Raw genomic sequence first — 22,091 nt, forward strand, 5'->3', positions numbered from 1 at the left:
ACTTTTTACCTTTTAAGTTCCCGATCCATTGCCATTAGAGCCATTGGGAGGTTCAGGAGTAGACATTAAATCAGTCATGGCTTCTGATAAAGCTTTCGGGTCCATAAATACCACTTTGGAGTTAGGACTAGCACTCAATTTCTGATTGGCATCGACATATCTTTGAGCAACGAGAAACTGCAATACTTCTCTACTTAAAGGTTGTGACTGCAAAGCTTGGCTCAGAATTTCTATCGACTTCACAGTTCCCTCCGCTTCCAAGATGGAAGCGCGTTTCTTACTTTCCGCTGCTCGTTCCAACTCCAGAGACTCCAAAACAGTTTTTGCGGGCGTAATGTCTCGTACCTCGACGCGAGTCACCTTAACTCCCCACGCAGCCGTCGCTTCATCCAACTGCTGTAACAAAGTCTGATTAATTTCGGTTCTGGAAGAATACGTTTGCTCCAGTTCCATTTGACCAATCGCAGAGCGTAGCGTCGTTAAAACTAAGTTTTCGATTGCCTGCTCAATATCTTCAACGGCGTAGTAGGCTTTTTCCAAATCCAGAATCTGCCAGTACACCACTGCATCAACTTTCAGCGAAACGTTGTCTTTGGTAATTGCCTGTTGAGGGTCAATGTTCAAAAACTTCTCGCGGCTGGTTTCCTCCACCACAATTGAGTCAACAAAGGGAACGATAAAGTTGAGACCGGGCGCGAGTCTTCGATTGTACTGACCCAAGCGCTCTACTAAAGCTTGATTTCCTTCGTTGATAATTTTCACAGAACCCACTGTATAGCCGATAATCACTAAGGCGAGGGGGGCAAGAATCGTGATGGGGTCCATAATGCGCTCTCTCCTGAAGAGGCTACTGTCAAAAGTAGCGATTAGCTTAATGCTAACTTTTAATTAGTCACAGCTTGACTTTGATTAAATCAGGATTTTTATCCAAAACTCGGAGCCTTGCCTTAGTTTTGAGAAACATTTCATTGGGATGCCCGCCTTTTTAGGGCAGTGGTGGCAAAGCCAGCCACGAAGTAACGCTTGGGGGTAGTTGCGTATTCAGGCGCAGCGCCAGTTCTGGGGTAGAGAGAGATTGGGCGTAGGCGGGTGTTAAAAAGGGTTCGTAAGTTGAGGCGGCTGGAGTCAGCTGTTTGACAAATGCCAAGGTGACGCCTTTAAGCAACTGACGCAGGGGAGCCGCTACTTCACCAGTGCGTTCGTTGACGAGGGTTGTTTGAGTGAGCTGTTCGCCTTGGCTACCAGGAGCAAAATCGCTAATGCTTAAGTGAGTTCCTCCAATTGCTGTGAGGAGATATTTCGGGCTGGGTAGTTGGGTAAAAGGTCGTAGTTGATGGTTCAGCGATGGCGTGAGGGGATCGCTGGTGCCAGTCAAGATTAAGGTAGGAGTGCTAACTTTGCCAAGACCTTTTTTGCCAAATAAGTCTCCCACGACGGGGTTCAGCGCGATCGCTTGCGCCACGCGCCGATCCCGCAAGCTCAAACGTTGGTCGGGCAGATCCGCTGCTGCACACTGCAACCAATCGCCCCCCGATTTTCCTAGAGGATTGCGATTTTTGCAGAATTGTCGTAACTCATCTAGATTCAGTTCCCCTCCCGCCAACGCTAAAGCCGTGTAGCCGCCCAAGGAATGACCAATCACGCTCACTTTCTCGGTATTCAGCTTCCCCTGAAGGGAACCTGGTAGCTGGTTTAGCCGAGCTAGCTCATCAAGCAAAAAGCTAATATCTTTGGGCATGGCGACAAATTCGGACGCCGGTAACAAAGGTACTAAACCGGGTACTCCCACAGAGTTGCTGCCAAAATGCCCGCCAAAGATTTGGTTGGCATTGCTGCCCGGATGCTCGATGGCGGCGACGGTGATGCCATGAGACGCTAGGTGACGGGCTACATAAGCCAGGAAGGAGCGATCGGCTCCAAAGCCGTGGGAGAGGACCACGAGGGGATTCTGAGAATTTTGGTAAGGGGGCTTCTCGTTTGTGTTTGCCCAGTAAAGATCGACGACGATCTTGCGATCGCTGGTGTATGTCCCCAGAATCGGCTCTTGGCGTCGCCAGTCGTGAAAGGTCAGAGTCTGCTGCTGTACTGTTTCGGAACCCGCTTGGGCGGGGTTAAAGGCAGGACGAAATTTTCCTTTGGTGACGGTCAGTTCCCGCTCCAGTAGAGGGCCTAAAGCTCCGCTTTGCCAGTAGGGGGCGTTGAATTCTAGGGCGATCGCGATCGCTGAAGAGGCGTCTATGGTAATGGTGTCGGCTGGGTAGGACTGCAAAAAGCTGATAACGCTTAAGCCGTTGGCTTGCCGCAAGGCTAGAGTTAAACCTGCTTGCAGTTGTTCTACCGTACTATTCGGGAGCGCCAACCCCAGCTTCTTGATTAATTCTTCTCCAACGGGCGATCGCAACACGTCTTTTACCACTTTGTCTCCCAAATTCGGATCTAGGTGCAAGCGACGGTTGAGGATGTCTCGAAATTCTGAGCTGAGCAATGCCTTGTAAGGCTTGAGACTTGCAGGAACTTCCCCCGTTTTGGCAAAATCCTCTAAATCTTCGATCGCGACCGATTGCTGAAACGGTCCCAAGCGCAGCGTTACCCGTTCTGCTGCTAAGACGGGTGCCTCAATTAGCAAAAGTGCGATCGCGTTGCTTAACGAAGTTAGCGTAACGCCCCATAATAAGCTTTGAGCAAGTAAGCGCGTCCGTCCGATCTGCCTTGCCGTTTCTGAAAATGGCGGCGTTTGCGTTCTTGAAAGCGACTTTCGGAAACCCTTGTCCCGAAACCAGTCCAGCTTTAACTTCATCATTTCCATTCACCCCGTTTGAGTGCAGCAGCGCCGTAATGTAGAAGCAATTCGATTGTGGTTGTTCCCATTCTTAAAAAGCTCTGCACTTGTGCGATCGCTTTTATAGAAACTGGATAGTCAGTGCTGTTAGCACAGCAAAGCCAAGCATGGACTCAGCGAACATAAGAATACGCCCCTGCCCCGAAGCTCGCTTAATTGCGACTATAGGTGCGGCTATAGGAAGGATACGCGGGAGAAGTATACCCTTTAATGCCATTGGCGACGATACCCAAGACTGTGCCACCGGAGATTTTTAGTCCATCTAATGCTTTCATCAGCATGGAACGGTCTGTTTGATCGATCCCCACAACTAAAATAGTGCCATCTGTATTCGCTGCCAAGATGTTGCTGTCTGCTAAACCAACTAGGGGTGGTGAGTCGTAGATCACTAAGTCGAAACGGGCTTGAAATTGCTCGATCAGATACTGCATTTTATCTGACGAAAGCAGTTTGATCGGGTCTGAAGAGTTGTGACCCGATGTTAAGACAAACAGGTTGTTGTCTTCTGGCGATCGCTGAATGGCATCATTCAGACTCAAATCCGTGGCGATGATATCGCTGAGTCCGCGCACGTTCGGTAAGCTTAAGCGAGTATGCAGACTCGGACGCCGCAAATCGGCGTCTATCAATAATACCCGCTGACCAATTGCCGCTGCGGCTTTCGCCAAGTGAATGGCAACCGTTGATTTTCCATCTCCCGGTGTTGCGGAACTGATTGCCAAAGAAGTAATCGGCGTCCCGGAACTGAGCAAGCGAATATTGGTATAGAGAGAACGGAAGGCTTCCAAAAATGGCGAATCGGTGTATACATTTAGCTTCTTGCGACCATTGCCATTTGCTTTATTGTCACCCAAAAGTTGATTTAAACCGGCAACATCCGCTGCGGTAGAGAGTTTGCTGGGTTTCTTGGGCGGTTTCTTGAGTTCCTTGGCAAAAGGAATCACTCCCAAAATCGGCAGTTTCGTTTCCCCTTTGACATCTTCGGGGGTATGGAAGACTGTATTGAGAGCCTCGATGAGAAAACCCAACCCGATACCCAATAGCGCACTTAAAACAATTGCGATCGCTAACTGTTTTTTCGTTTGTTTCGTTGCTACTGATATCAGGTTGCCATCTTCATCGCGCCGTAGCTGAGGCTCTTCAATCAGTTCCCAAGGCACTTCCTGCTGGGCGGCATCTAAGTTCAAGGCTTCTCGTTTGCCTAAAAATTGCTTGAGGTTATCGGTTGCAACTAATAATTTTCGCTGTATATCGGCGTGCTGGCGGGCTACCGCAGGTAATTCTTGCAGTTGTGCTTTGATTTTCCTTTCAGTTTTCAGAATTGTTTGGTAGCGCTCCTGTATTCCTTGGATTCTTCCCTCCAATTTTTTGAGAAGCCCTTGGGCTTGTTCGCTCAGCAACCGTTGCAAATTTTCCCGCTTTTCCTTAAGAACCAGAATCGGTGGGCTATCGTCCCGAAATTGGGGGGATTGTGCCGCAATAGTACTATCTAGAGTTTGAATCTGCGCTAGCAAGGTTTCGTAGGTTTTTGCATCAGTAGACAAAATTGCGGTAGAGTTCCCTTCTTGCAACTGTTTTTGCATACTGGCATATTGCGCTTGCGCGTCAGCGAGTTCCGCTTGGGTATCCGATCTTTGTCTTTCAAGCGTCAAAGCCTGCTCGTATAGCAAGGAATCTGCTTGTTCCGGATCGCTGACATTATACTGCTGCCGCAGTTTTTGGAGTTGTGCTTGCAGCGTATCAACTTGCCCTTGTAGCTGAGGTAGCTGCTGATTGATAAACTCAATTCCTTGTTTAAGGCTTGACAGGCGCTCTTGGCGGCTGTAATTCAGATAATTTTTATAAAGACTATCCAATACAAACTGAATTTTTTGCTGGTCTTCATCCCGGTAACTAACTTCTAAAATTTTGGTGCCGTATTGAACTCCATCTTTTTCATAATTGACTCGAAAAATTAAGAGTTTCGTCATCAAGGAGTTATATGTTATCTCCGGATATTTTTTTTGCAATTCCTTGATGACTGGCAACATCAATTTCGTACTTTGCAAAACTCGAATTTGCGTCTCGTAATCCAATAAACTAGATTTTTCTACTTCGATTTTTTGGATATCTGCATTGTTCGTTTGAGACGATAAAAATTGCTTCGCCAATCTATCTTCAGCAGTCACGGGTTCCACCAAAAGCCGAAAAGCTCCTTCGTATTCTGGAGCAATCTGCTTTGAGGTAAAGACAATCATGCTTCCTGACATGACAGTTAATATAATTGTTACCCCTGCCATAACTGGGAGTCGGCGGCGCACAACCCCTAATAGCCATGCCAAGTCCAACTTCTGTTCATCACTGTCGTCAGAGGGTCGAGTCAGGTGCCCTGGCAAGGACTGAGTTAACTTGCTATTGCTAGTGCGCTTATTAAAGAACGGCTGTGAATTGTGTTCGGTATCCATTTACCTATTAGATAGAAGTAGATAGAACAAAAAAAGCTAACTACGGTTTAAGAAAACGTTTATAGATACACCCTGAATATATGCTTACCTAGTCATCGTCTCCCAAAATTCCAAATAAATTAAAAATGTTGAAGAATGTGAAAACCTTTTCGATCGGTTCTAAGAATGTTCGCACACTGTCAGAAGTTTTGGCGCTTCCAGAACGGCTGACGACAATAATGTCGTTATTGCGGACGAGTGGATTATTTGTCTCGTTGATTCCTTGGGTTAAATCAATATTGACTTTACTCTTTGACACTGTACCGTCAGGGTTGAGGCGAATTAAATCAACCGCCTTTCGATTCGCTCTAGCATCATTGAATCCTCCCGCAGTCAGCAATGCTTGATTCAAGGTTGTGTTTGGCGCAACCTGCACCACTCCTGGACTTTTCACTTCTCCGACCACACTTACCTTAATAGTACCGGGAGAAAAGCTAGTGGTCGCTAATTCAGAAATTTCTGCCGGGTTAACTGCTGATGCAGTGGGAATGAAAATGGTATCTCCATCTTGCAAAAGCGTATCTTGACTGAAATCCCCAGCCTGCAAGAGTTGCCAAAGATTCAGATCGATAATTTGTTCTGTCCCTGCTTTGGTAAGTCGCCGCAGCTGGATACGGCGAATATCTGCCAAGGGCTTAATCCCCCCAGCCAAATCGATTGCCCGCGTTACAGTTGGCAGTCCCAGGGTTCTTTGCTCTAGTGTTGTCTTTCCTCCAATCACAACATAAGTACCAGGACGGTTGACTTCTCCTACGACTGCAACACTGCGGGGTTCTTCTAAAGGAGGTGAAAAACGAGTTGTGGCAATTTGACGTACTTCGTCTAAGTTAATGGTGCTGGTTGTGGGAATAAAGACAGTGTCTCCATCCCGCAAATTTAAATCTTGCCTGCTGTCGCCGGTTTGTATCAGCTCCCAAAGATTCAGATTGATTACTTGCTCGGAACCGGATGCTAGCTTGCGACGCACCTGAACCTTACGAATATCAGCCGTCAGCGTAATTCCCTGCGCTAGCTCAATTGCCTGGGTTACGGTGGGATATTGGAACCCAGGCACGCTTCCGACTCCGGCTATCAAAGGAATTGTGAATCCACCTGGACGAGTTACCTCTCCTCCCACCCGAACGTTGATCGGGCGAGGAGACAGAACGTTAATGGTGATGATGGGTCGTTTGAGGAAGCGAAAGTATGCAGATGAAATAATATTCGTCGCTTGTGGCACGGTTAGCCCCTGTACCGATAGGTTCCCTATCAAGGGTAGGGATAAGGAGCCATCTGCTAGAACTTGGTACTCGCCGCTATATTGAGGAACCTCGAAGATATCAAGGCGAATGCGATCGCCTCCACCCAATGTATAGGCTATATCTGGTCGAGCAGGATTAGTATTCGCTTGTGCAAGAATTGTAGGTTTTTGAAAACGCGGTACAGTCGCCTGGGTAGGATTGGGGCAAGCAAAGGCAAATGTTGCCACTAAGGTTATCCCGGCAGAAGTTCGAGTGAGTTGTCTATAAAAACCTAGATCGACCATACATAACCTACTTGTTTTATATTTTTAAATTTAAGCTGTGTGAGTAGAAACCTGCCACTCTAAATAGTAGTTATTTATCCTCATTTTTTCAGTAAAACTCTTAAACCTATTTATAGTAAGCTTTTTGAAGTTACTAGTTTTTAGTTTGTATCTTTAAAAGAATTAAATACTCGTAAATATACGGAAATACATTGTTCTTCTCTGGTTTAATCAGTCGCTATACTCGTATAGGGTCAGCTTCACGTTATTTCTTGTCTAAGAATATTAAACATGAGTACTCTCGCTTCAAACCCTCTATTGTTAATAATCGCTGCCACCAGTGCGATTATTTATATCTTATTATTGTTTAACTTTGCTGGTAGAAGTCAAGCGACCTCTAAAACATTAGAAAAAGTTTTTATTGGTTTAATAATCTTTGCGATCGCAGGAGTTACTTTAAGCGGATTTGATAAAATCCATCCTAGAGCTTTATATCTACAGGGAAAAAAGCTTTATTCGACGATTTTTCAAATCGGCATTTACGCCACCTTTATATTCATTATTTATTCGCGATTCTTGCAAAATATTAAAGACTCAGTTTTTGTTATTTCTAGGCTTCTCATTAATAATGTTTATTTTTGCGGATTACTCTTTTTATTAATTCTATCTGCGGCTTGGTCAGGAACTCCAACTTATACACTCAAAGCTAGTATAGTTTTTTTAGGCACAACTGCTTTTTGTGTTTACGTTGGTAAGCAGTATAAATGGAAAGAACTATTTGATTTATTGCTTACTATCAACAAAATCATACTTTTACTGAGTGTATTTTATGCTTTGTTCAGACCGTCAATTGGAGTAACGTCTAAGGGCTGGCAAGGAATTTTACCCCACGGAAATGCTTTTGGATTCTTGATGGGTCTAACAGCTGTTATGTGTTATATACAGTCAGTTCGCAAACCAAAAACTAAATGGCAATCTCTAGGTTTTGCTGCTTTATCTATTTTTTCTTTACAACGCTCAAATAGCGGAATGGGGAAAGTTCTGTTGGTTCTACTGATAAGCGTGTTAATCGTTATCCGCTTTATCAAAAACTTGCCTCCACGATTAGCTTTTGCCTGCATAATCTTTTTTATGGCTATCGCCATGTGTTTGTGTATTGTAATTACCCAAAATGCCGAATTTATTATTGTAGATACACTGAATAAAGATTTGACATTAACCGGACGCACAGACTTCTGGCCTTTAGTAATCAACCACATTAAACAACATCCACTGCTGGGCTATGGATACCAAGGATTCTGGCAGTCTTGGCGAGGAGCAGCCGATCCAGCGGCTGACATCATCGTGGTAAAAACCCAATTTAAGCCAGAGCATTCTCATAATGGTTTTTTAGACCTAGCTGTAGACTTGGGATTCGTAGGATTAGGGTTCTTTTGCCTTTCTTTCTTAACGAATATTGCTTTAGCAGTTCAGTATATGAAGCGTACCCAAGAACCTGAATTAGTCATGCCCCTGCTACTGATTACCTGGGCAGTTCTGACAAATATTACTGAAACTGGATTGATATCAATTACCTATGCTTGGCTGTTTTATGTTATAGCAACAGTTCGATTATGCCTGGACGCTACAGGAAACAGTTCTCAAGAGAATTCCAGCGCTTAAGAACTGGTTTGCCGGTCTTGAGGGGTGCCTAACCAAGCAGGCGATCGCTAGAAGGGTTAGAGGCTCGGTAAGCGATCGCTTTAATTAAGGATGAGTTTCAGCCAAATATGTTAAGCCGTGTTGCAATAACATTCAACACTTTTTCGGGATATTTACCTAGGAAAACTTTCTCGCTATCTAATTTCCGGATATTTACGTAGGAAAATTTTCTCGATATCTAATAATATACGTTTAAAAGTGAACTAAAACAATCAGTTCCTAAAGGATTTAATTTATGGACACCCCTAAAGATTATTACGAAACTAACGGATACTATGTCTTTAGAAATCTCATTCCGGAAAGTTTGATTAATAATATTTTAAAAGAGTATAACTCCAATATCCTTTCATCTAACTCTCCTTTCTTTAGACAATCAACGAATAAATGGGAAACCAATACAATTACTCCCAATGGATATTCTGAAGAATCTTTTAGAGATGTTCACGATTACCCAGATTATCCAGGATTTACTGAGGCAGCTAAAGAAGTTTTCTGTTTGCAGCAGGTTAGGGAAGCACTGACTGAACTGACGGGTAGTAAGGAGCATAACCTCATGCAAACTATGTTCTTTGATATGAACACAGCTACCCCTGCCCATCAAGATTGGTACTATTTAGATTCCATGCCCAATGGTCATTTGCTGGCTGGATGGTTTGCTCTGGAGGATATCCACGAAGAAGCGGGTCGATTCTATGTTTTACCAACATCTCATCTGGTTGACTTTGAGTTAACAGATGATGAAAAACTATCTAATCGGTTTTACTTGGAAAAGTTGAAGGAGTATATCAATGTTCACAAGAGTAATATTCAAGCTCCTGCCTTGAAAAAAGGGGACGTCTTATTCTGGAACTCTAGAACGATTCACGGTTCCTTGGAAACACTCAATCCCCAATATTCTCGCAAATCTCTCACGGCTCATTATTTACCAGCAATATATGAATTCGGTAGCCGCAATGCAGAATCTCCGACTGCTGTAGATTATGCCACGTACAAAGGAATGAAGTATCGTTTGATTCCTGCAATGTACAAAAATTATTCAGCGGCAGCGAAACTGAAAACAGATTTATTGCAGTATTTGTGGGAGCAACCGAAACTAATGCGAACCGCAAAATTTGTGAGAAAAGTCTTGCAAGGTGCTAAAGGTAAATAATCGATTCCGTTCTGTTCACCGCAACAACAAATAGGGTTTTGTAGGACGACCCAGTTCTCAAACCCTATCTTTATTCCTTCATAAATTGCCCAATTCTAATGTTAGACAAGCTGAGTCTGGTCAATCAAAAGCTTAGCCCTGGTCTACGCAAGGTGTTCAGCAACATCGCGTGGCTGTTCGCTGACAAAATCCTCCAAATGGGCTTAAGCCTAATTGTAGGGATATGGGTGGCTCGCTATCTAGGGCCGGAACAGTTTGGCTTATTTAATTATGCGATCGCATTTGTAGCGCTGTTGGGGCCAATTGCCAACCTGGGGCTTGATAGCATCGTAGTACGCGACATTGTGCGCGATCCGTTTACCAAGAATGAAACACTTGGGACTTCCCTCGTACTAAAACTTATTGGCGGTGCTGTAACAACTTTGTTAGCGGTTGGCGCAATTTCCTTACTACAGCCCCAGGACTCTTTAACTCATTGGCTGGTAGGAATTATCGCTGCTGGAACCATTTTTCAAGCTTTCGAGACGATCGATCTCTGGTTCCGCTCACAAGTTAAATCTAAGTATACAGTTGTTGTTAAAAACTGCGCCTATTTGCTTGTCTGTGCTGTCAGAATTGTCTTAATTCAAATTAAAGCTCCTCTCATTGCATTTGCCTGGGCAAGATGTGGAGAGCTTGCCTTAGCTGCTGTGGGATTGATAATAATTTATCAGACTAGTGGACAAGATATAAAAGCATGGCGTAGCAGTCTCCCTCAGGCGAAAAACTTAATCAAAGAAAGCTGGCCCCTGATTGTGTCAGGAATCGCCATTTATATTTATTCCACTATCGATCAGGTCATGCTGGGTTCCTTCTCTGCTCAAGAACTTAAATTCGATCCTAAATATGAATTAGGCATTTATGCCGCTGCTGTGAAGATCTCGCAGATATTTGATTTTATTCCCTCTATCATGCAAATATCTTTTTTCCCAAAACTCACTGAAGCGAAGGCTCAAGGGGAGATTGAATATTTCAAAAAATTTCAGGCTTACTTTGATTTAACCTTAATTTTGTGGTTGATAATCGCAATTCCAGTTTCACTGCTTTCCACTTACATTGTTCATTTCTTGTACGGAGATAAGTATGCAGCTTCAGCAATAATATTATCAATCTATGTTTGGTCACAGTTTGGTAGCGGTTTTGGTCTTGCGAGAAATGCGTTTATTATGATTGAAGGAAAAGCCAAAAATGAATTACTTTTAACCTTTATAGGGGCAGTCGTAAATATAGTTTTAAATTTATATCTAATTCCTAAGAATGGAGCGGTTGGAGCTACCATAGCAACTTTGATTACTTATTTTATTGTAACTATAGTTCTCAACTTTATAATTCCCGATTTAAAGCCAATCAGTAAGTTTATTTTGCGTTCTTGCAATTTATATAAGGCTGCTACAAGAATTAAAGGAATCGTGCAATGATTGAAATAAAACCAAGCATTCAGCACAAATCCACCTGTCCCCACAGCGGTACACTGCTTAATCCTCAAGGTATTCTTTGGCAGGGAATGCATATTTGCGTAAAATCTAAGTGCGACTCCTGTAATACAGAAATTATTGAGGATTTAGAAGTTGGTCATGCTGTCACTTTTCCTTATCAAATTGATTTAGCAAAAGGCGACGTTTTTGGAAATGAATCTTGTAAATATTGGTTAGGTCAAAAACTTCTTTACTCTCTGCAAAATCCCCAATCTGAAGAGATTGCGATATCTAAGGAGGTTTTTAAGCAGCATCAACGTGTCATTATCTTAAACTGTATTGATTATCTTTATGGGCATAGTTTGTTAAAGCTGCTTAATGTCCAAAGATATCTAAATAATTACCCAGATTGCGGCTTAATTGTCATCGTCCCAAAGTTTTTGAGATGGATGGTTCCAGAGGGCGTTACAGAAATTTGGACGGTAAATATCCCTTTACAGCAAGGGCAATGCTACTATCCGAAGTTTGACCAATTTATCTCTGAGGAATCCAAGCGTTTTGATAAAATTTACGTAAGTAAGGCATATTCTCATCCGAGTCAGTTTGATATTAGTAAATTTACGCGGGTTCCCACTCATAGCTTTGATAAAGATTCAAACCAAATAACCTTTATTTGGCGCGACGATCGGATTTGGTGTAATCCGCTTCTCTTCAAAACCTTGAGGAAATTAAAGATGGTTGATATTGCCCTCAAGCTTCAGAATGAAAGGGTGCAAAAACTATTTTTAAAGATTCGCTCTAAAGTTCCTTTAGCAAAGTTTACGATCGCTGGTTTGGGGAGGAAAACTCAGTTTCCCGACTGGATTGAAGATTTGCGGGTAAACAAGTTTAATTCAGACACTGAGAGGCAAATGTGCCAAGTTTATTCCCAAAGCCGCTTGGTCATTGGTGTACATGGTTCTAATATGCTGTTACCTTCTGGTCATGCTGGCATGACTCTCGATCTGATGCCAGAGGATCGGTGGGGAAACGTGGCGCAAGATATCCTCTATCAAGAGACAGAGCCTCGATTGGCTGCTTTTCGATATCGCTATGTTTCGCTTCAGACTCCTTTAGATGAAATAGGAGCGATCGCTTCCAGTATGCTCCTACATTACTCCGAATATAAACAGAATATGACTGCTGATAAGTGACCATGAAAACTCCCGTTGCTTTGTTAATCTTTAAACGACCTGAGACTACAGCCAAGGTTTTTGAGGTAATTCGTCAGGCAAAACCGCCGAAGCTTTTAGTAGTTGCTGATGGCCCTCGTAGCGATCAACCAGGTGAAGCAGAAAAGTGCGCTGCTACTCGTGAAATTATTGACACTGTAGATTGGGATTGCGAAGTTCTAAAAAATTATTCAGATGTAAATTTAGGCTGCGGTTTACGTCCAGCTACAGGTATTAATTGGGTATTTGAACAAGTAGAAGAAGCCATCCTTTTCGAGGATGATTGTTTACCTCATCCAACTTTCTTTCAGTTTTGCGAGGAGTTATTAGAAAAATATCGCGATGATGAAAGAGTAATGAGTATTGCGGGAACCAATCTTTTAGGCGAACGGAAGTTACCTGGACAAAGTTATTATTTTTCCTACTTTGGTGGAAATTGGGGTTGGGCATCCTGGCGTAGAGCTTGGAAATATTTTGATTATGACATTAAGCAATGGCCTGAAATTTTCGAGAGTCGGTTCCTAGAAAATTACTTAAGGGTCCCAAAACATTATTTGTTTTGGCAAAAAATATTTCAAGATGCCTACCAAAATAAAAACAGATCCTGTTGGGATTATCAATGGTTGCTAGCTTGTTGGCTTCAACATGGATTAAAAATAGTGCCTGAAGTTAATTTGATTACGAATATTGGTTTCGGAGCCAATGCAACTCACACTTTTTCTACTGAAAATCCCTTAGGTAAAATGGGGACGCAAGAAATTAGCTTTCCTTTGAAGCATCCTCCTTTTATGATTCGAGATGTAGAAGCAGATACCTTATTTCAAGAAAACTTTTTTGACAATAGAAGCCTATTTACTAAAGTTAAAAATAAACTTCAAAAAAGTTTTGCTTAAGGAGTAATTACGAGATGAACCCCTTCTCCAAAATTAAGTCTAAAATTAATGCTAATTTAACCAAAAAAAAGTGTGTAATTGGCAATAATTCAAGCGTTTTAGACCACAATTCACTGATAAGCCACGATCGCGATAAAAATAGTATTATTCTGGGTGAAAACACTTACATCGAAGGTCAATTAATGACTTTTCCGGGAGGAAAAATAAAAATAGGTAATTTCTGTTATTTAGCCCAAGGCTCTAAAATTTGGTCAGACACTTTAATTGAAATAAAAGATAGAACAATCATTGCTCATAATGTAAATATATTCGACAATCAAACTCATCCACTCGATCCGGTAGCGCGTCATCAACAATTCGTTCACATTATCCAAAAAGGCTTTCCTAAAGACTTAAACCTAAATGGAAAACCAGTCATTATTGAAGAGGATGTTTGGATTGCTTGTAACTCAATTATTCTAAGAGGGGTGACAATTGGAAAATGCTCAATTATCGGTGCTGGCTCAGTCGTTACAAAAGATGTCCCTGCTTGGACGATTGTTGCGGGGAATCCAGCCCAGATTATTGGCAAAGTTCCTGAAGGTGAACGGAAGATTTTAAATAGCAAAGAAGTAGTAAGCGATCGCGGGTGAAAATCAATGAAGCGCTTTATAGTATCTAAACTAACAGACGCTCAAATAGACAGGATTAAATGGCTAGGAGGTAACTTAAAAGCCCATTTTAGTAAAAGGCAAAATGTAGGTAAAAACTCTTATATCGATCCATCGGTTCATGTACTAGGGTGGGGTAATGTAAAAATTGGTCAAAATTCAGTTATCGGTTCGGAAACAGTAATTGTCATTAACAAACGAGAAAAAGAAAAAATTTCTGTCATTGTTGGTGATAACTGTTTTATCGGTCGCAGAAACTTTTATAGTGCTGGAGCTTTAATAAAAGTCGGTGACTACAGTTTAATTGGTAATGACTGTAAACTGTTAGGAAGTGGGCACGAATACACTTCTCCGTTTATTCCGTATCACACTGCTTTAACAACTACTGATGGAGTAATAGACATCGGCACAAATTGCTGGCTGGGTGTAGACGTGACTATTTTGAAAGGTGTCCAAGTAGGATACGGCTCAATCATTGGAGCTTCCACCGTAGTAAATTGCAATATTCCCCCATTCAGCGTGGTGGTGGGAAATCCATGTCGAATCGTTAAAAGATTTGATATGCGATCGCAAGAGTGGGTAAGGGCTAAAGATTATTCTGAAGATGGCGATCGATATCTTCCTGGTGAAGATGAATATTTAGCAATATTAAAAAAAAATTTTCCCGCTACTAGAATGCCAACAATCGCTGTTAGCAAGTTCTTCGGGGATTTAGACTAACAAAGTAGGAAGAAAATAGATAATTTTACGAATAAATAAAAAATATTTCCATGAAAACTGTTTTAATTACAGGTGTAACAGGGTTTATCGGGCGATATGTTGCTCGTCAGTTTACAGAAACTGGATGGAGTGTTATTGGGCTGGGAAATCGCCCTCCAGAGAATGCACCTAGACAAGATTTGTTTCGCTATGAACAATTAAATTTGCCTTCTGCGGATCTAGCAAAAATTGTTCAAGAGTTGCAACCGGAAGTTTGTATTCACTGCGCTGGAAGAGCTTCAGTAGAGCTTTCAATTGGCGATCCATCAGCAGATTTTAGCAACAGTGTTGCTGTCACTTTCAACCTTTTAGATACATTACGTCTTTATGTTCCAAAATGTCGTTTAATCTATCTTTCTAGTGCTGCTGTCTATGGAAATCCAGAAACCTTACCCATTCAGGAAAACCAAAGCTTGAAGCCAATTTCTCCCTATGGCTTTCATAAGCTGATGTCTGAGCAACTTTGCGCTGAGTTTTTCCAAGTTTATAACTTACCCACTGCTATAGTACGCATTTTTTCGGGCTATGGGCCAGGACTGAGGCGGCAAGTTCTTTGGGATATGTGTCAAAAAGCTTTGATAAACCCCACACTAAAGTTACGAGGTACTGGGAACGAAAGCCGCGATTTTATTCATGGTAGAGACGTAGCAAGGGCACTTTATGTTCTTGCTGAAAAAGCTAATTTTGAAGCCGAGGTTTATAACCTTGCAAATGGTGTCGAAACAACAATCAAAGAATTAGCAGCATTAGTGTTAGCCAAACTAGGGGAAGATATTCCGGTTGAATTTGATAATAGTACTCCTGTCGGAACTCCAATAAACTGGCAAGCCGATATGAGCAAACTTGCCCAAATTGGATTTACCCCTGAAGTAACGATAGAAAGGGGTGTAAACGTCTATGTTCAATGGTGTCGAGCTGAGATTTTAGGATGGTAAAAAATCTACATATTTGCCTCAACATGGTGGGTGGCTCTAGCTGGCTAGGGGGCGTGCTATATATTCAGAATTTAGCTCGTGCGATCGCTACTTTACCAGAAACAGAAAAAGCGAATATCAAGCTAACAATCGCTGTTCACGATAAAGATATAAATTTAATAGAACCAGCCCGGGGTTACGTTCACCAAATTTATGCTACTTCCAAGTGGCAGCGTGCCTATCTAAAAATGTGTAATTTTTTAGCTGAGCGTATCTCTTTCATTCCTCTGGAACTACTAAATCCTCAAAAAATAAATTTTCTTTACCCGGCCATAGCAGGAACCCGCTCACCTTATCAGTGGGGAGGTTGGATTCCTGACTTTCAACACTATCACTTACCCAACCTTTTCTCTCCGGAAGAAATCGCTCAACGTAATCGAGATCAGCAACAAATTGCTCACGCTGCTCCTATTATTGTCCTCAGTAGCAATATGGCACAAGAAGACTTTAAACATCTTTATCCGGAAGCAGCTTCTCGAAGTGTTGTAATGAATTTTGTAAGCTGTCCCGCACCTGAATGGTTTGAGTTAGATCCCAAACTAACGCAAGAAAGTTATCAACTTCCAGATAAATTTTTCCTGATCAGCAATCAATTTTGGAAACATAAAGATCATGCTGTGGTAATTGAAGCTTTGGGGCTACTGAAACAACAGGGGCTTACACCTACCGTTGTTTGTACTGGAAGTGCTACTGATTATCGTAATCCTGATTATTACAATTACCTCTTAACAAGAATTGAGGAATTAGGAATTAGCGAACAAGTACGTCTTTTAGGATTAATTCCTCGTGTAGACCAAATTCAGCTCATGAGGAGGTCTTTAGCTGTAATTCAGCCTTCTTTATTTGAAGGTTGGAGTACGGTTGTAGAGGACGCACGTTCTCTTGGTAAACCCATGTTACTTTCTGACTTTCCTGTTCACCTGGAGCAGAATCCTCCTGATTCTTACTTTTTTGAGCGTAGTAATGCGGAACAACTAGCAGCACTGATTGATAAAAGTTTCACTACATTAACACCAGGACCAGATGTAGAAAAAGAAAGTTTAGCTAAACAGGATAATGTTGAACAAATCAAAGGATACGGTAGGCGTTTTTTAGAGATAGTACGCAGTGTTGTATAACCAACAAAATTTTATCTAGGGATTTTTTAGATGTTGAAACGCTCAGAGAAATACTTACATTACGTACTCTTTGATACGCTCAAAGAAAAGAATGTTATTCCTCCAGCCTTTTTCTGGATAGCTGTAGCTACTTTGTATGCAGTAGCGAATGCGCCGAAGAATAGGATAATCATGGCGTTTCAAGCAATTTTCAATCGCCTGCCTCAAGATTGGGTTTCTACAACTGTTCAAGCAATCGAAAGTCGTTTCAGCCAGGGGGTAATTTCTCCAGAAATCCTAGCCAAAACTGCTCCGCAGCAACTAGCTGAGATTACTACTAATTACGGCATAATCCCTATCAAAGGATTTCTCTTTTTTATCGCAACTTTAGTTATTGCATACCCAATTTTAATATCGGTTATTAAGTCGCGTCATTCACTATTTCAGTCTGGGTTTAAAAGAAGAGCGATCGCCTCCTTAGCCATCTTCGCAATTATATCTGTACTCATCGTCCCTTTTCGCTATCCTTTAGGTCCAGGGGTGATGGGTTTAGAGTATGCCATTAGGAGTTTAGAGCCTTTTAGTCAAAATGCCGACTGGTATTATCGACGCTTGCTTATGCTAGCGATCGCTAACTTTATCCACATGAGTGGACCATTCCTATATTACATTTTTTCTCTGGCTTGTACCTATCTTTTAATCTTCTTGACTTTAACCTTTATCGAGTCCAAAATATTCGGTTCAAAGGAGACTGATGAGGGGCAACAAGAAATTGAATCCGAATCAATAAATTATCAAAAAGTTGGTTTATATTACCTTTCAATTACAACTAGTAGTTATTTAATTTTTAATTGTCAATTTCCGGGCTATGTCGATCAGCTATTTTTTAGCCTGCTATTACTTCCAGCTTGTATCCCTATGACTCGGCAGGGAAGACTCGCAACCCTTGCTTTTGCCTTAGCCACACATGAAGCCAGTGCTTTTGTCTTTATCCCAATTGTTATTTTCTGTTTTCCCAGAAGAGAAGTATTAACCGCTTTATCCTTAGTCCCCATTTACTGTTTTATTTGGTTTGCTGGCAGTGGATTTTCTCTGGATAGTCCAGTAAAGGCACACTTGATACTGGAGAATAAGACGGCATTGCAGTACTTAGCTGAAAATCCAATGTTGGGATTAGCAGGGTTCTTTTTCTCCTACAAGCTATTGTGGATTATTACCCTGTATATTTTGTGGATACTTTGGCGTCAGGGCGAGACACTTTTGGTAAGTGCGATCGCTTGTATCATTGCATTCCCTATTTCTACAATGTTTTTGATTGTGGATACTAGCAGAAATGTAGGCTATGGTTTCTTTGGAATGTTAATTGCTTTTGCTATCCTGATTCGGGAAAAAAAAGTCTTTCCGGGGCATCTTATATTATTTTATATGGTCATTCTAAATATTATTATTCCTTCATACTATGTAGGTTTAAACACGGGTTTTCAGACTTATATGGGTCTGTATCATCTTATCCCTCTTTTTCCCTCCACTTATGTTCCATGAATATAAAATTTTAGGGTGAGCATTGCCCACCCTACTCATTCAACTATTATTTAATACATTCCATAAATAGGGATTCTGGGCGTTCTTCTCGTTCTGCAATTCCTGCTATTTGACTGTTTCGGTAGTTACATCTAACCACTTCCCGAAATCCAGTATCCAAGAGGATTTTTCGCAACGAATTTTCGTTATAGTGCCAGTGGTGGCGATTTTTTTCTAACGTCTGCGTTGCTTCTAAAAATTCTGTCAAAAATACTTCAGGACAGCTAGGATTGTAGCTCTTTATTAATTGATCGAGGTCTGGAACTGCAACCCGAAATATTCCACCTGGCTTCAGAACTCGATAAACTTCAGAGATACAATTTAAAGCGCCTTCCAGGTATAAATGCTCAAGTACATGAGATGTATATGCTGCATCAACACTATTATCAGACCAGGGAAATTTTTTAGTCAGATCCAGATATGTAAGCTGACGAAAAATTCCTTTTTGATGCTCGTCATATCGTTCTCGATCGAGCTTCCCTACTTTATACATGAGATCAGGTAAAAAGGGGATTTTTGAAACCCAGATATGAGGAGTAATATCTGTATTGATCCAGCCAGAGAAAATGCGGTCGAAAGAGCCTAAATTTAATTTCATTGCCTCAGACATATTGTTGACCTCAGAAAGTGAATTAAGCCGCTATAAACTAGCTTAATAAAAATCAATATCAAAAATATTGAAAATATTCTTTAATTTTAGAAAAGGTAAGCTTAGGGCTTGCTAAATTGTAGAATATAGGTTGACCAAAAAAAGCAATTACGTTGATACATTGTTCATGCTTCTAATTTTAGTATTCCCAAGTTCAGGAATAATATAGCTATTATGACAACTAACATTTATTTTAATAATGTGAGGCGCTGATGGAAAATACTAGCATAGCTGTTCTTATCACTTGCTATAACCGTAAGCAAAAGACTTTAGCAAGTCTAGAGGCACTTTTCAACCAGGTACTCCCAACTAACGTTAATCTTTGGGTCTATCTTGTAGATGACGGCAGCAGTGACGGTACAGCAGCAGATATCAACCAATATTATCCTCAAGTAAAGATTATCCAGGGAGATGGAAATTTATTCTGGAATGGAGGAATGCGAGTGGCATTTTCTGAAGCCATTAAGCACCCTCATGATTATCATCTCTGGCTGAATGATGACACGCTAATTTACCCAGAAGCTTTAAGTAATTTGCTGACAACCTCTCATCTTTTAGCCTCGCAAGGAAATGCAGCAGCCATTGTAACAGGGGCGACTTGCGATCCGGAGACGAATACGGTTTCTTATGGCGGCGTTGTGAAAAGTACGTGGTGGCATCCCTTCAAATTTCGCTGGCTAGAACCGAGCCAAAAAGCTATACGATGTGACACCATGCATGGAAATTGTGTATTGATTCCTAAAGAAATATTCCAAGCAATCGGAAACTTAGATCCTGACTTTAAGCATTATGCGGGAGACTTTGATTATGGGTTACGCGCGAGAGGAAAAGGATATACGGTTTGGTTAGCTCCAGGCTACATCGGAACCTGTTTAGTAAACCCTCTGTACGCAAACTGGATGGATTCTAATTTGCCGATTCGCGAACGATGGCAAAAGGCAGAACAACCTAAAAATTTCACATTTCAAGAACGGAAGTTATTTGCTCAGCGCCATGCTGGAATTTTATGGCCTATTTATTGGTTGCTGCCCTATAGAAAATTGCTTTTCTCAAGCTTTAGCAAACGGGGACAGGTGGGAACATGAAAATTATAAATTCTGGCGATAAAAAATTAAAAATAGACGATCTCCGCATTGCTATTGCGATTCCCTCAGTCGAATTTGGCTCTTACTGGCGACCTGTTTTGTACGAATTTACGAAAATCTGTAAGAATACAATTTTTTATACTGGCTGTCTTTGGCCGAAATTCGATGCTGATGCTCCAGGAGCTTCCGCGGTTAAACTTGTAGGAAAATTTAAATTTGTAGAGGCAACTCAAGTATCGGGTGGCTATGGTCGCGGTTTTATGGTAGCTTCCCCAAAGATTGTAAATGAGTTACTTGAGTTTAAGCCTCATGTTGTTTTTGTCAGCGCTTTCTCTATATGGACTGTTTTAGCACTGCTTTTCAAACCCTTGGGAGGTTGGAAAGTTGTAATTATTTATGATGGCAGTTCACCGAATACAAACTTTGAAGATTCTAAACTTCGTACCTTTTCGCGTCGTTTAATGGTTAAATTCACAGATGCTTTTATTGCTAATAGTAATGATGGCGCAAAGTATCTTCATAAGGTAATTGGAGCTAAGGAAAGGAGAATTCATACTAAAACTTATCTGGTGCCTGAACCCCAAGCTTTGCGGGAACGTCTTGAAGCTGCAAAACCTAGTGAATTAAAGCTAAAGCGTCCGGTTTTTTTATTTGTCGGACAAGTGATTCCTAGGAAAGGAATAAAGCCCTTATTGGAGGCATGTTCTCTTCTTACAAGCCAGGGATATTCTGATTATTCGTTGCTAATTATTGGGGATGGAGCGCAACGTGAGGAATTGGAATTTTTTATTAAAAACAATAATCTAACAGAGCGTGTGACCTGGACAGGATGGGTAGATTACGGGCAACTAGGGGCATATTTTCAGGATGCCGATGTCTTTGTTTTTCCTACCTTTGAAGATGTATGGGGAATGGTGGTGCTGGAGGCGATGGTATTTGGCAAACCCATATTGTGTTCTAAAGGTGCAGGCGCTTACGAAATGGTGATAGAAGGAGAAAATGGGTATTTGTTTGAGCCGCAAAACCCAGAAGAAATTGCTGAAGGAATGCGCCGTTTTATAGATAATCCAGAGCTTGCTGCCTCAATGGGAGAAAAATCAAAGCAGTTGATCGGGCAGTACACTCCAGAGGCAGCAGCCAAATCGATGGCAGAAGTAGCAATGAATGTTTTACAAAAAATTCAAATAAATGCCGAATGATATTGAATTGAGACAGCGCTTCTAAAATTGCGTTTCTCAGCTTAGGCTGGAAACCAAAAAAATAATTTTGGGTAAATGGGTAATTTTGAAAGTGGGTGGGAACTATAGATAGAGAAAACGGCTAATTTTATAAAAGGTAAAAGCCTATGAAAATCCTTCTATCTGCATACGCTTGTGAGCCTGGGTGTGGCTCTGAGGAAGGGGTAGGCTGGAATACAGTTCGGCAAGTAGCAAATCATCACGAAGTTTGGGTGTTAACTCGAATTGGTTATCGTGCAGCAATTGAAGCCGAGCTAGCTTGTCACCCGGTTCCCAATTTACACTTTATTTATTTCGATCCATTTAATTGGACGGAAGATTGGCGGAATAAACAAGGGTTAGTGCAACTTCATTACTACCTTTGGCAAATACAAGCTTATTTTCTGGCAAGGCGGCTGCATCGGGAGATTGGCTTTGACTTGGTGCGTCATGTCACTTATGTGAAACACTGGTCTCCTAGCTTTTTAGCACTATTGCCAGTCCCCTTCATTTGGGGACCCGTTGGAGGCGCTGAATCGGCTCCAAAAGCTTTCTGGAAAGATTTTAGTCGGCGTGGCAAGGTTTACGAATTGCTGCGAAACTTCGCTCAATCGGTGGGTGAACAAGATCCATTTGTGCGGCTGACTGCAAAGCGAAGTTATGTAGGATTAGCAACCACTGAGGAAACGGCAGAACGGTTGCGATCGCTTGGAGTAAAAAATGTCCAAATCGCTTCGCAAGTGGGTTTATCTAAGGAAGAAATTAGTCAATTGGCGCACCATATTGTGCCTGATGATAGTCCCATACGGTTTACTACCGTGGGTCGGCTCATCCACTGGAAAGG

The 22,091-nt window shown here is 41.7% G+C and carries 17 protein-coding genes and 1 pseudogene; 13 read left to right on the top strand and 5 right to left on the bottom strand.

What is annotated here, in order from left to right; translation table 11 throughout:
- Window positions 1-12 precede the first annotated feature (12 nt).
- The 4 genes from NDA06_RS17210 to NDA06_RS17225 form a co-directional block, all read right to left on the bottom strand.
- Window positions 13-825, bottom strand: coding sequence for a stomatin-like protein (locus NDA06_RS17210; RefSeq protein ID WP_190429171.1), 813 nt, complete (start codon window positions 823-825; stop codon window positions 13-15).
- A 160-nt stretch (window positions 826-985) separates the two neighbouring features.
- Window positions 986-2,800, bottom strand: a complete 1,815-nt coding sequence (locus NDA06_RS17215; protein ID WP_242032488.1) for an alpha/beta hydrolase — start codon at window positions 2,798-2,800, stop codon at window positions 986-988.
- Window positions 2,801-2,991: 191 nt separating this feature from the next.
- Complete coding sequence (locus NDA06_RS17220; RefSeq protein WP_190429169.1) at window positions 2,992-5,283, bottom strand: polysaccharide biosynthesis tyrosine autokinase; 2,292 nt, start codon at window positions 5,281-5,283, stop codon at window positions 2,992-2,994.
- 88 nt (window positions 5,284-5,371) lie between these two features.
- Entirely contained in the window at window positions 5,372-6,847 is a 1,476-nt protein-coding gene (locus NDA06_RS17225) for an SLBB domain-containing protein (RefSeq protein WP_190985384.1), read from the bottom strand.
- 270 nt (window positions 6,848-7,117) lie between these two features.
- Between NDA06_RS17225 and NDA06_RS17230 the strand changes: the two genes are divergently transcribed.
- The 10 genes from NDA06_RS17230 (at window position 7,118) to NDA06_RS17275 (ending at window position 18,257) form a co-directional block, all read left to right on the top strand.
- Window positions 7,118-8,488 carry an O-antigen ligase family protein gene (locus NDA06_RS17230; protein ID WP_190411837.1) on the top strand — a complete coding sequence of 457 codons (1,371 nt, stop codon included), beginning with the start codon at window positions 7,118-7,120 and terminating at the stop codon, window positions 8,486-8,488.
- A gap of 274 nt (window positions 8,489-8,762) precedes the next feature.
- Window positions 8,763-9,677 carry a phytanoyl-CoA dioxygenase family protein gene (locus tag NDA06_RS17235; RefSeq protein ID WP_190985383.1) on the top strand — a complete coding sequence of 305 codons (915 nt, stop codon included), beginning with the start codon at window positions 8,763-8,765 and terminating at the stop codon, window positions 9,675-9,677.
- Between the two features lie 98 nt (window positions 9,678-9,775).
- A complete protein-coding gene (locus tag NDA06_RS17240; RefSeq protein ID WP_190985382.1) occupies window positions 9,776-11,134 on the top strand; it encodes a flippase in 1,359 nt (452 codons plus the stop codon).
- Entirely contained in the window at window positions 11,131-12,324 is a 1,194-nt protein-coding gene (locus NDA06_RS17245) for a hypothetical protein (RefSeq protein ID WP_190985381.1), read from the top strand. Before NDA06_RS17240 ends, NDA06_RS17245 begins: the two co-directional genes overlap by 4 nt.
- Before the next feature lie 2 nt (window positions 12,325-12,326).
- Window positions 12,327-13,235, top strand: a complete 909-nt coding sequence (locus NDA06_RS17250) for a glycosyltransferase family 2 protein (protein WP_190985380.1) — start codon at window positions 12,327-12,329, stop codon at window positions 13,233-13,235.
- A gap of 14 nt (window positions 13,236-13,249) precedes the next feature.
- Window positions 13,250-13,867, top strand: coding sequence for a DapH/DapD/GlmU-related protein (locus tag NDA06_RS17255; RefSeq protein ID WP_190431774.1), 618 nt, complete (start codon window positions 13,250-13,252; stop codon window positions 13,865-13,867).
- A gap of 6 nt (window positions 13,868-13,873) precedes the next feature.
- On the top strand, window positions 13,874-14,605 hold the full coding sequence (locus NDA06_RS17260) for an acyltransferase (RefSeq protein ID WP_190431777.1): 732 nt from the start codon (window positions 13,874-13,876) through the stop codon (window positions 14,603-14,605).
- Window positions 14,606-14,655: 50 nt separating this feature from the next.
- Window positions 14,656-15,579, top strand: a complete 924-nt coding sequence (locus NDA06_RS17265; protein ID WP_190985379.1) for an NAD-dependent epimerase/dehydratase family protein — start codon at window positions 14,656-14,658, stop codon at window positions 15,577-15,579.
- 23 nt (window positions 15,580-15,602) lie between these two features.
- Window positions 15,603-16,736 carry a glycosyltransferase family 1 protein gene (locus NDA06_RS17270; RefSeq protein ID WP_190985378.1) on the top strand — a complete coding sequence of 378 codons (1,134 nt, stop codon included), beginning with the start codon at window positions 15,603-15,605 and terminating at the stop codon, window positions 16,734-16,736.
- Window positions 16,737-16,766: 30 nt separating this feature from the next.
- Entirely contained in the window at window positions 16,767-18,257 is a 1,491-nt protein-coding gene (locus tag NDA06_RS17275) for a hypothetical protein (protein WP_190536834.1), read from the top strand.
- 46 nt (window positions 18,258-18,303) lie between these two features.
- Here NDA06_RS17275 and NDA06_RS17280 read toward each other — a convergent pair whose 3' ends face one another.
- On the bottom strand, window positions 18,304-18,906 hold the full coding sequence (locus NDA06_RS17280) for a methyltransferase domain-containing protein (protein WP_190536835.1): 603 nt from the start codon (window positions 18,904-18,906) through the stop codon (window positions 18,304-18,306).
- A 251-nt stretch (window positions 18,907-19,157) separates the two neighbouring features.
- Between NDA06_RS17280 and NDA06_RS17285 the strand changes: the two genes are divergently transcribed.
- From NDA06_RS17285 to NDA06_RS17295, 3 genes and pseudogenes are all read left to right on the top strand, one after another.
- Window positions 19,158-20,030 (top strand): glycosyltransferase family 2 protein, encoded by an 873-nt coding sequence (locus NDA06_RS17285; RefSeq protein ID WP_190985377.1) that lies wholly within the window; start codon window positions 19,158-19,160, stop codon window positions 20,028-20,030.
- On the top strand, window positions 20,027-21,229 hold the full coding sequence (locus tag NDA06_RS17290; RefSeq protein ID WP_190985376.1) for a glycosyltransferase family 4 protein: 1,203 nt from the start codon (window positions 20,027-20,029) through the stop codon (window positions 21,227-21,229). Before NDA06_RS17285 ends, NDA06_RS17290 begins: the two co-directional genes overlap by 4 nt.
- 146 nt (window positions 21,230-21,375) lie before the next feature.
- Window positions 21,376-22,091, top strand: a pseudogene (locus tag NDA06_RS17295) (glycosyltransferase family 1 protein); the annotation flags it as partial.

Source organism: Trichocoleus sp. ST-U1, assembly GCF_039961835.1.
Taxonomy (GTDB): domain Bacteria; phylum Cyanobacteriota; class Cyanobacteriia; order Cyanobacteriales; family FACHB-T130; genus FACHB-T130.

What these genes read in the sequence shown, in the direction of transcription:
- NDA06_RS17210 (WP_190429171.1), bottom strand. Translation starts at nt 825, where the DNA reads ATGGACCCCATCACGATTCTTGCCCCCCTCGCCTTAGTGATTATCGGC.
- NDA06_RS17215 (WP_242032488.1), bottom strand. Translation starts at nt 2,800, where the DNA reads ATGATGAAGTTAAAGCTGGACTGGTTTCGGGACAAGGGTTTCCGAAAG.
- NDA06_RS17220 (WP_190429169.1), bottom strand. Translation starts at nt 5,283, where the DNA reads ATGGATACCGAACACAATTCACAGCCGTTCTTTAATAAGCGCACTAGC.
- NDA06_RS17225 (WP_190985384.1), bottom strand. Translation starts at nt 6,847, where the DNA reads ATGGTCGATCTAGGTTTTTATAGACAACTCACTCGAACTTCTGCCGGG.
- NDA06_RS17230 (WP_190411837.1), top strand. Translation starts at nt 7,118, where the DNA reads ATGAGTACTCTCGCTTCAAACCCTCTATTGTTAATAATCGCTGCCACC.
- NDA06_RS17235 (WP_190985383.1), top strand. Translation starts at nt 8,763, where the DNA reads ATGGACACCCCTAAAGATTATTACGAAACTAACGGATACTATGTCTTT.
- NDA06_RS17240 (WP_190985382.1), top strand. Translation starts at nt 9,776, where the DNA reads ATGTTAGACAAGCTGAGTCTGGTCAATCAAAAGCTTAGCCCTGGTCTA.
- NDA06_RS17245 (WP_190985381.1), top strand. Translation starts at nt 11,131, where the DNA reads ATGATTGAAATAAAACCAAGCATTCAGCACAAATCCACCTGTCCCCAC.
- NDA06_RS17250 (WP_190985380.1), top strand. Translation starts at nt 12,327, where the DNA reads ATGAAAACTCCCGTTGCTTTGTTAATCTTTAAACGACCTGAGACTACA.
- NDA06_RS17255 (WP_190431774.1), top strand. Translation starts at nt 13,250, where the DNA reads ATGAACCCCTTCTCCAAAATTAAGTCTAAAATTAATGCTAATTTAACC.
- NDA06_RS17260 (WP_190431777.1), top strand. Translation starts at nt 13,874, where the DNA reads ATGAAGCGCTTTATAGTATCTAAACTAACAGACGCTCAAATAGACAGG.
- NDA06_RS17265 (WP_190985379.1), top strand. Translation starts at nt 14,656, where the DNA reads ATGAAAACTGTTTTAATTACAGGTGTAACAGGGTTTATCGGGCGATAT.
- NDA06_RS17270 (WP_190985378.1), top strand. Translation starts at nt 15,603, where the DNA reads ATGGTGGGTGGCTCTAGCTGGCTAGGGGGCGTGCTATATATTCAGAAT.
- NDA06_RS17275 (WP_190536834.1), top strand. Translation starts at nt 16,767, where the DNA reads ATGTTGAAACGCTCAGAGAAATACTTACATTACGTACTCTTTGATACG.
- NDA06_RS17280 (WP_190536835.1), bottom strand. Translation starts at nt 18,906, where the DNA reads ATGTCTGAGGCAATGAAATTAAATTTAGGCTCTTTCGACCGCATTTTC.
- NDA06_RS17285 (WP_190985377.1), top strand. Translation starts at nt 19,158, where the DNA reads ATGGAAAATACTAGCATAGCTGTTCTTATCACTTGCTATAACCGTAAG.
- NDA06_RS17290 (WP_190985376.1), top strand. Translation starts at nt 20,027, where the DNA reads ATGAAAATTATAAATTCTGGCGATAAAAAATTAAAAATAGACGATCTC.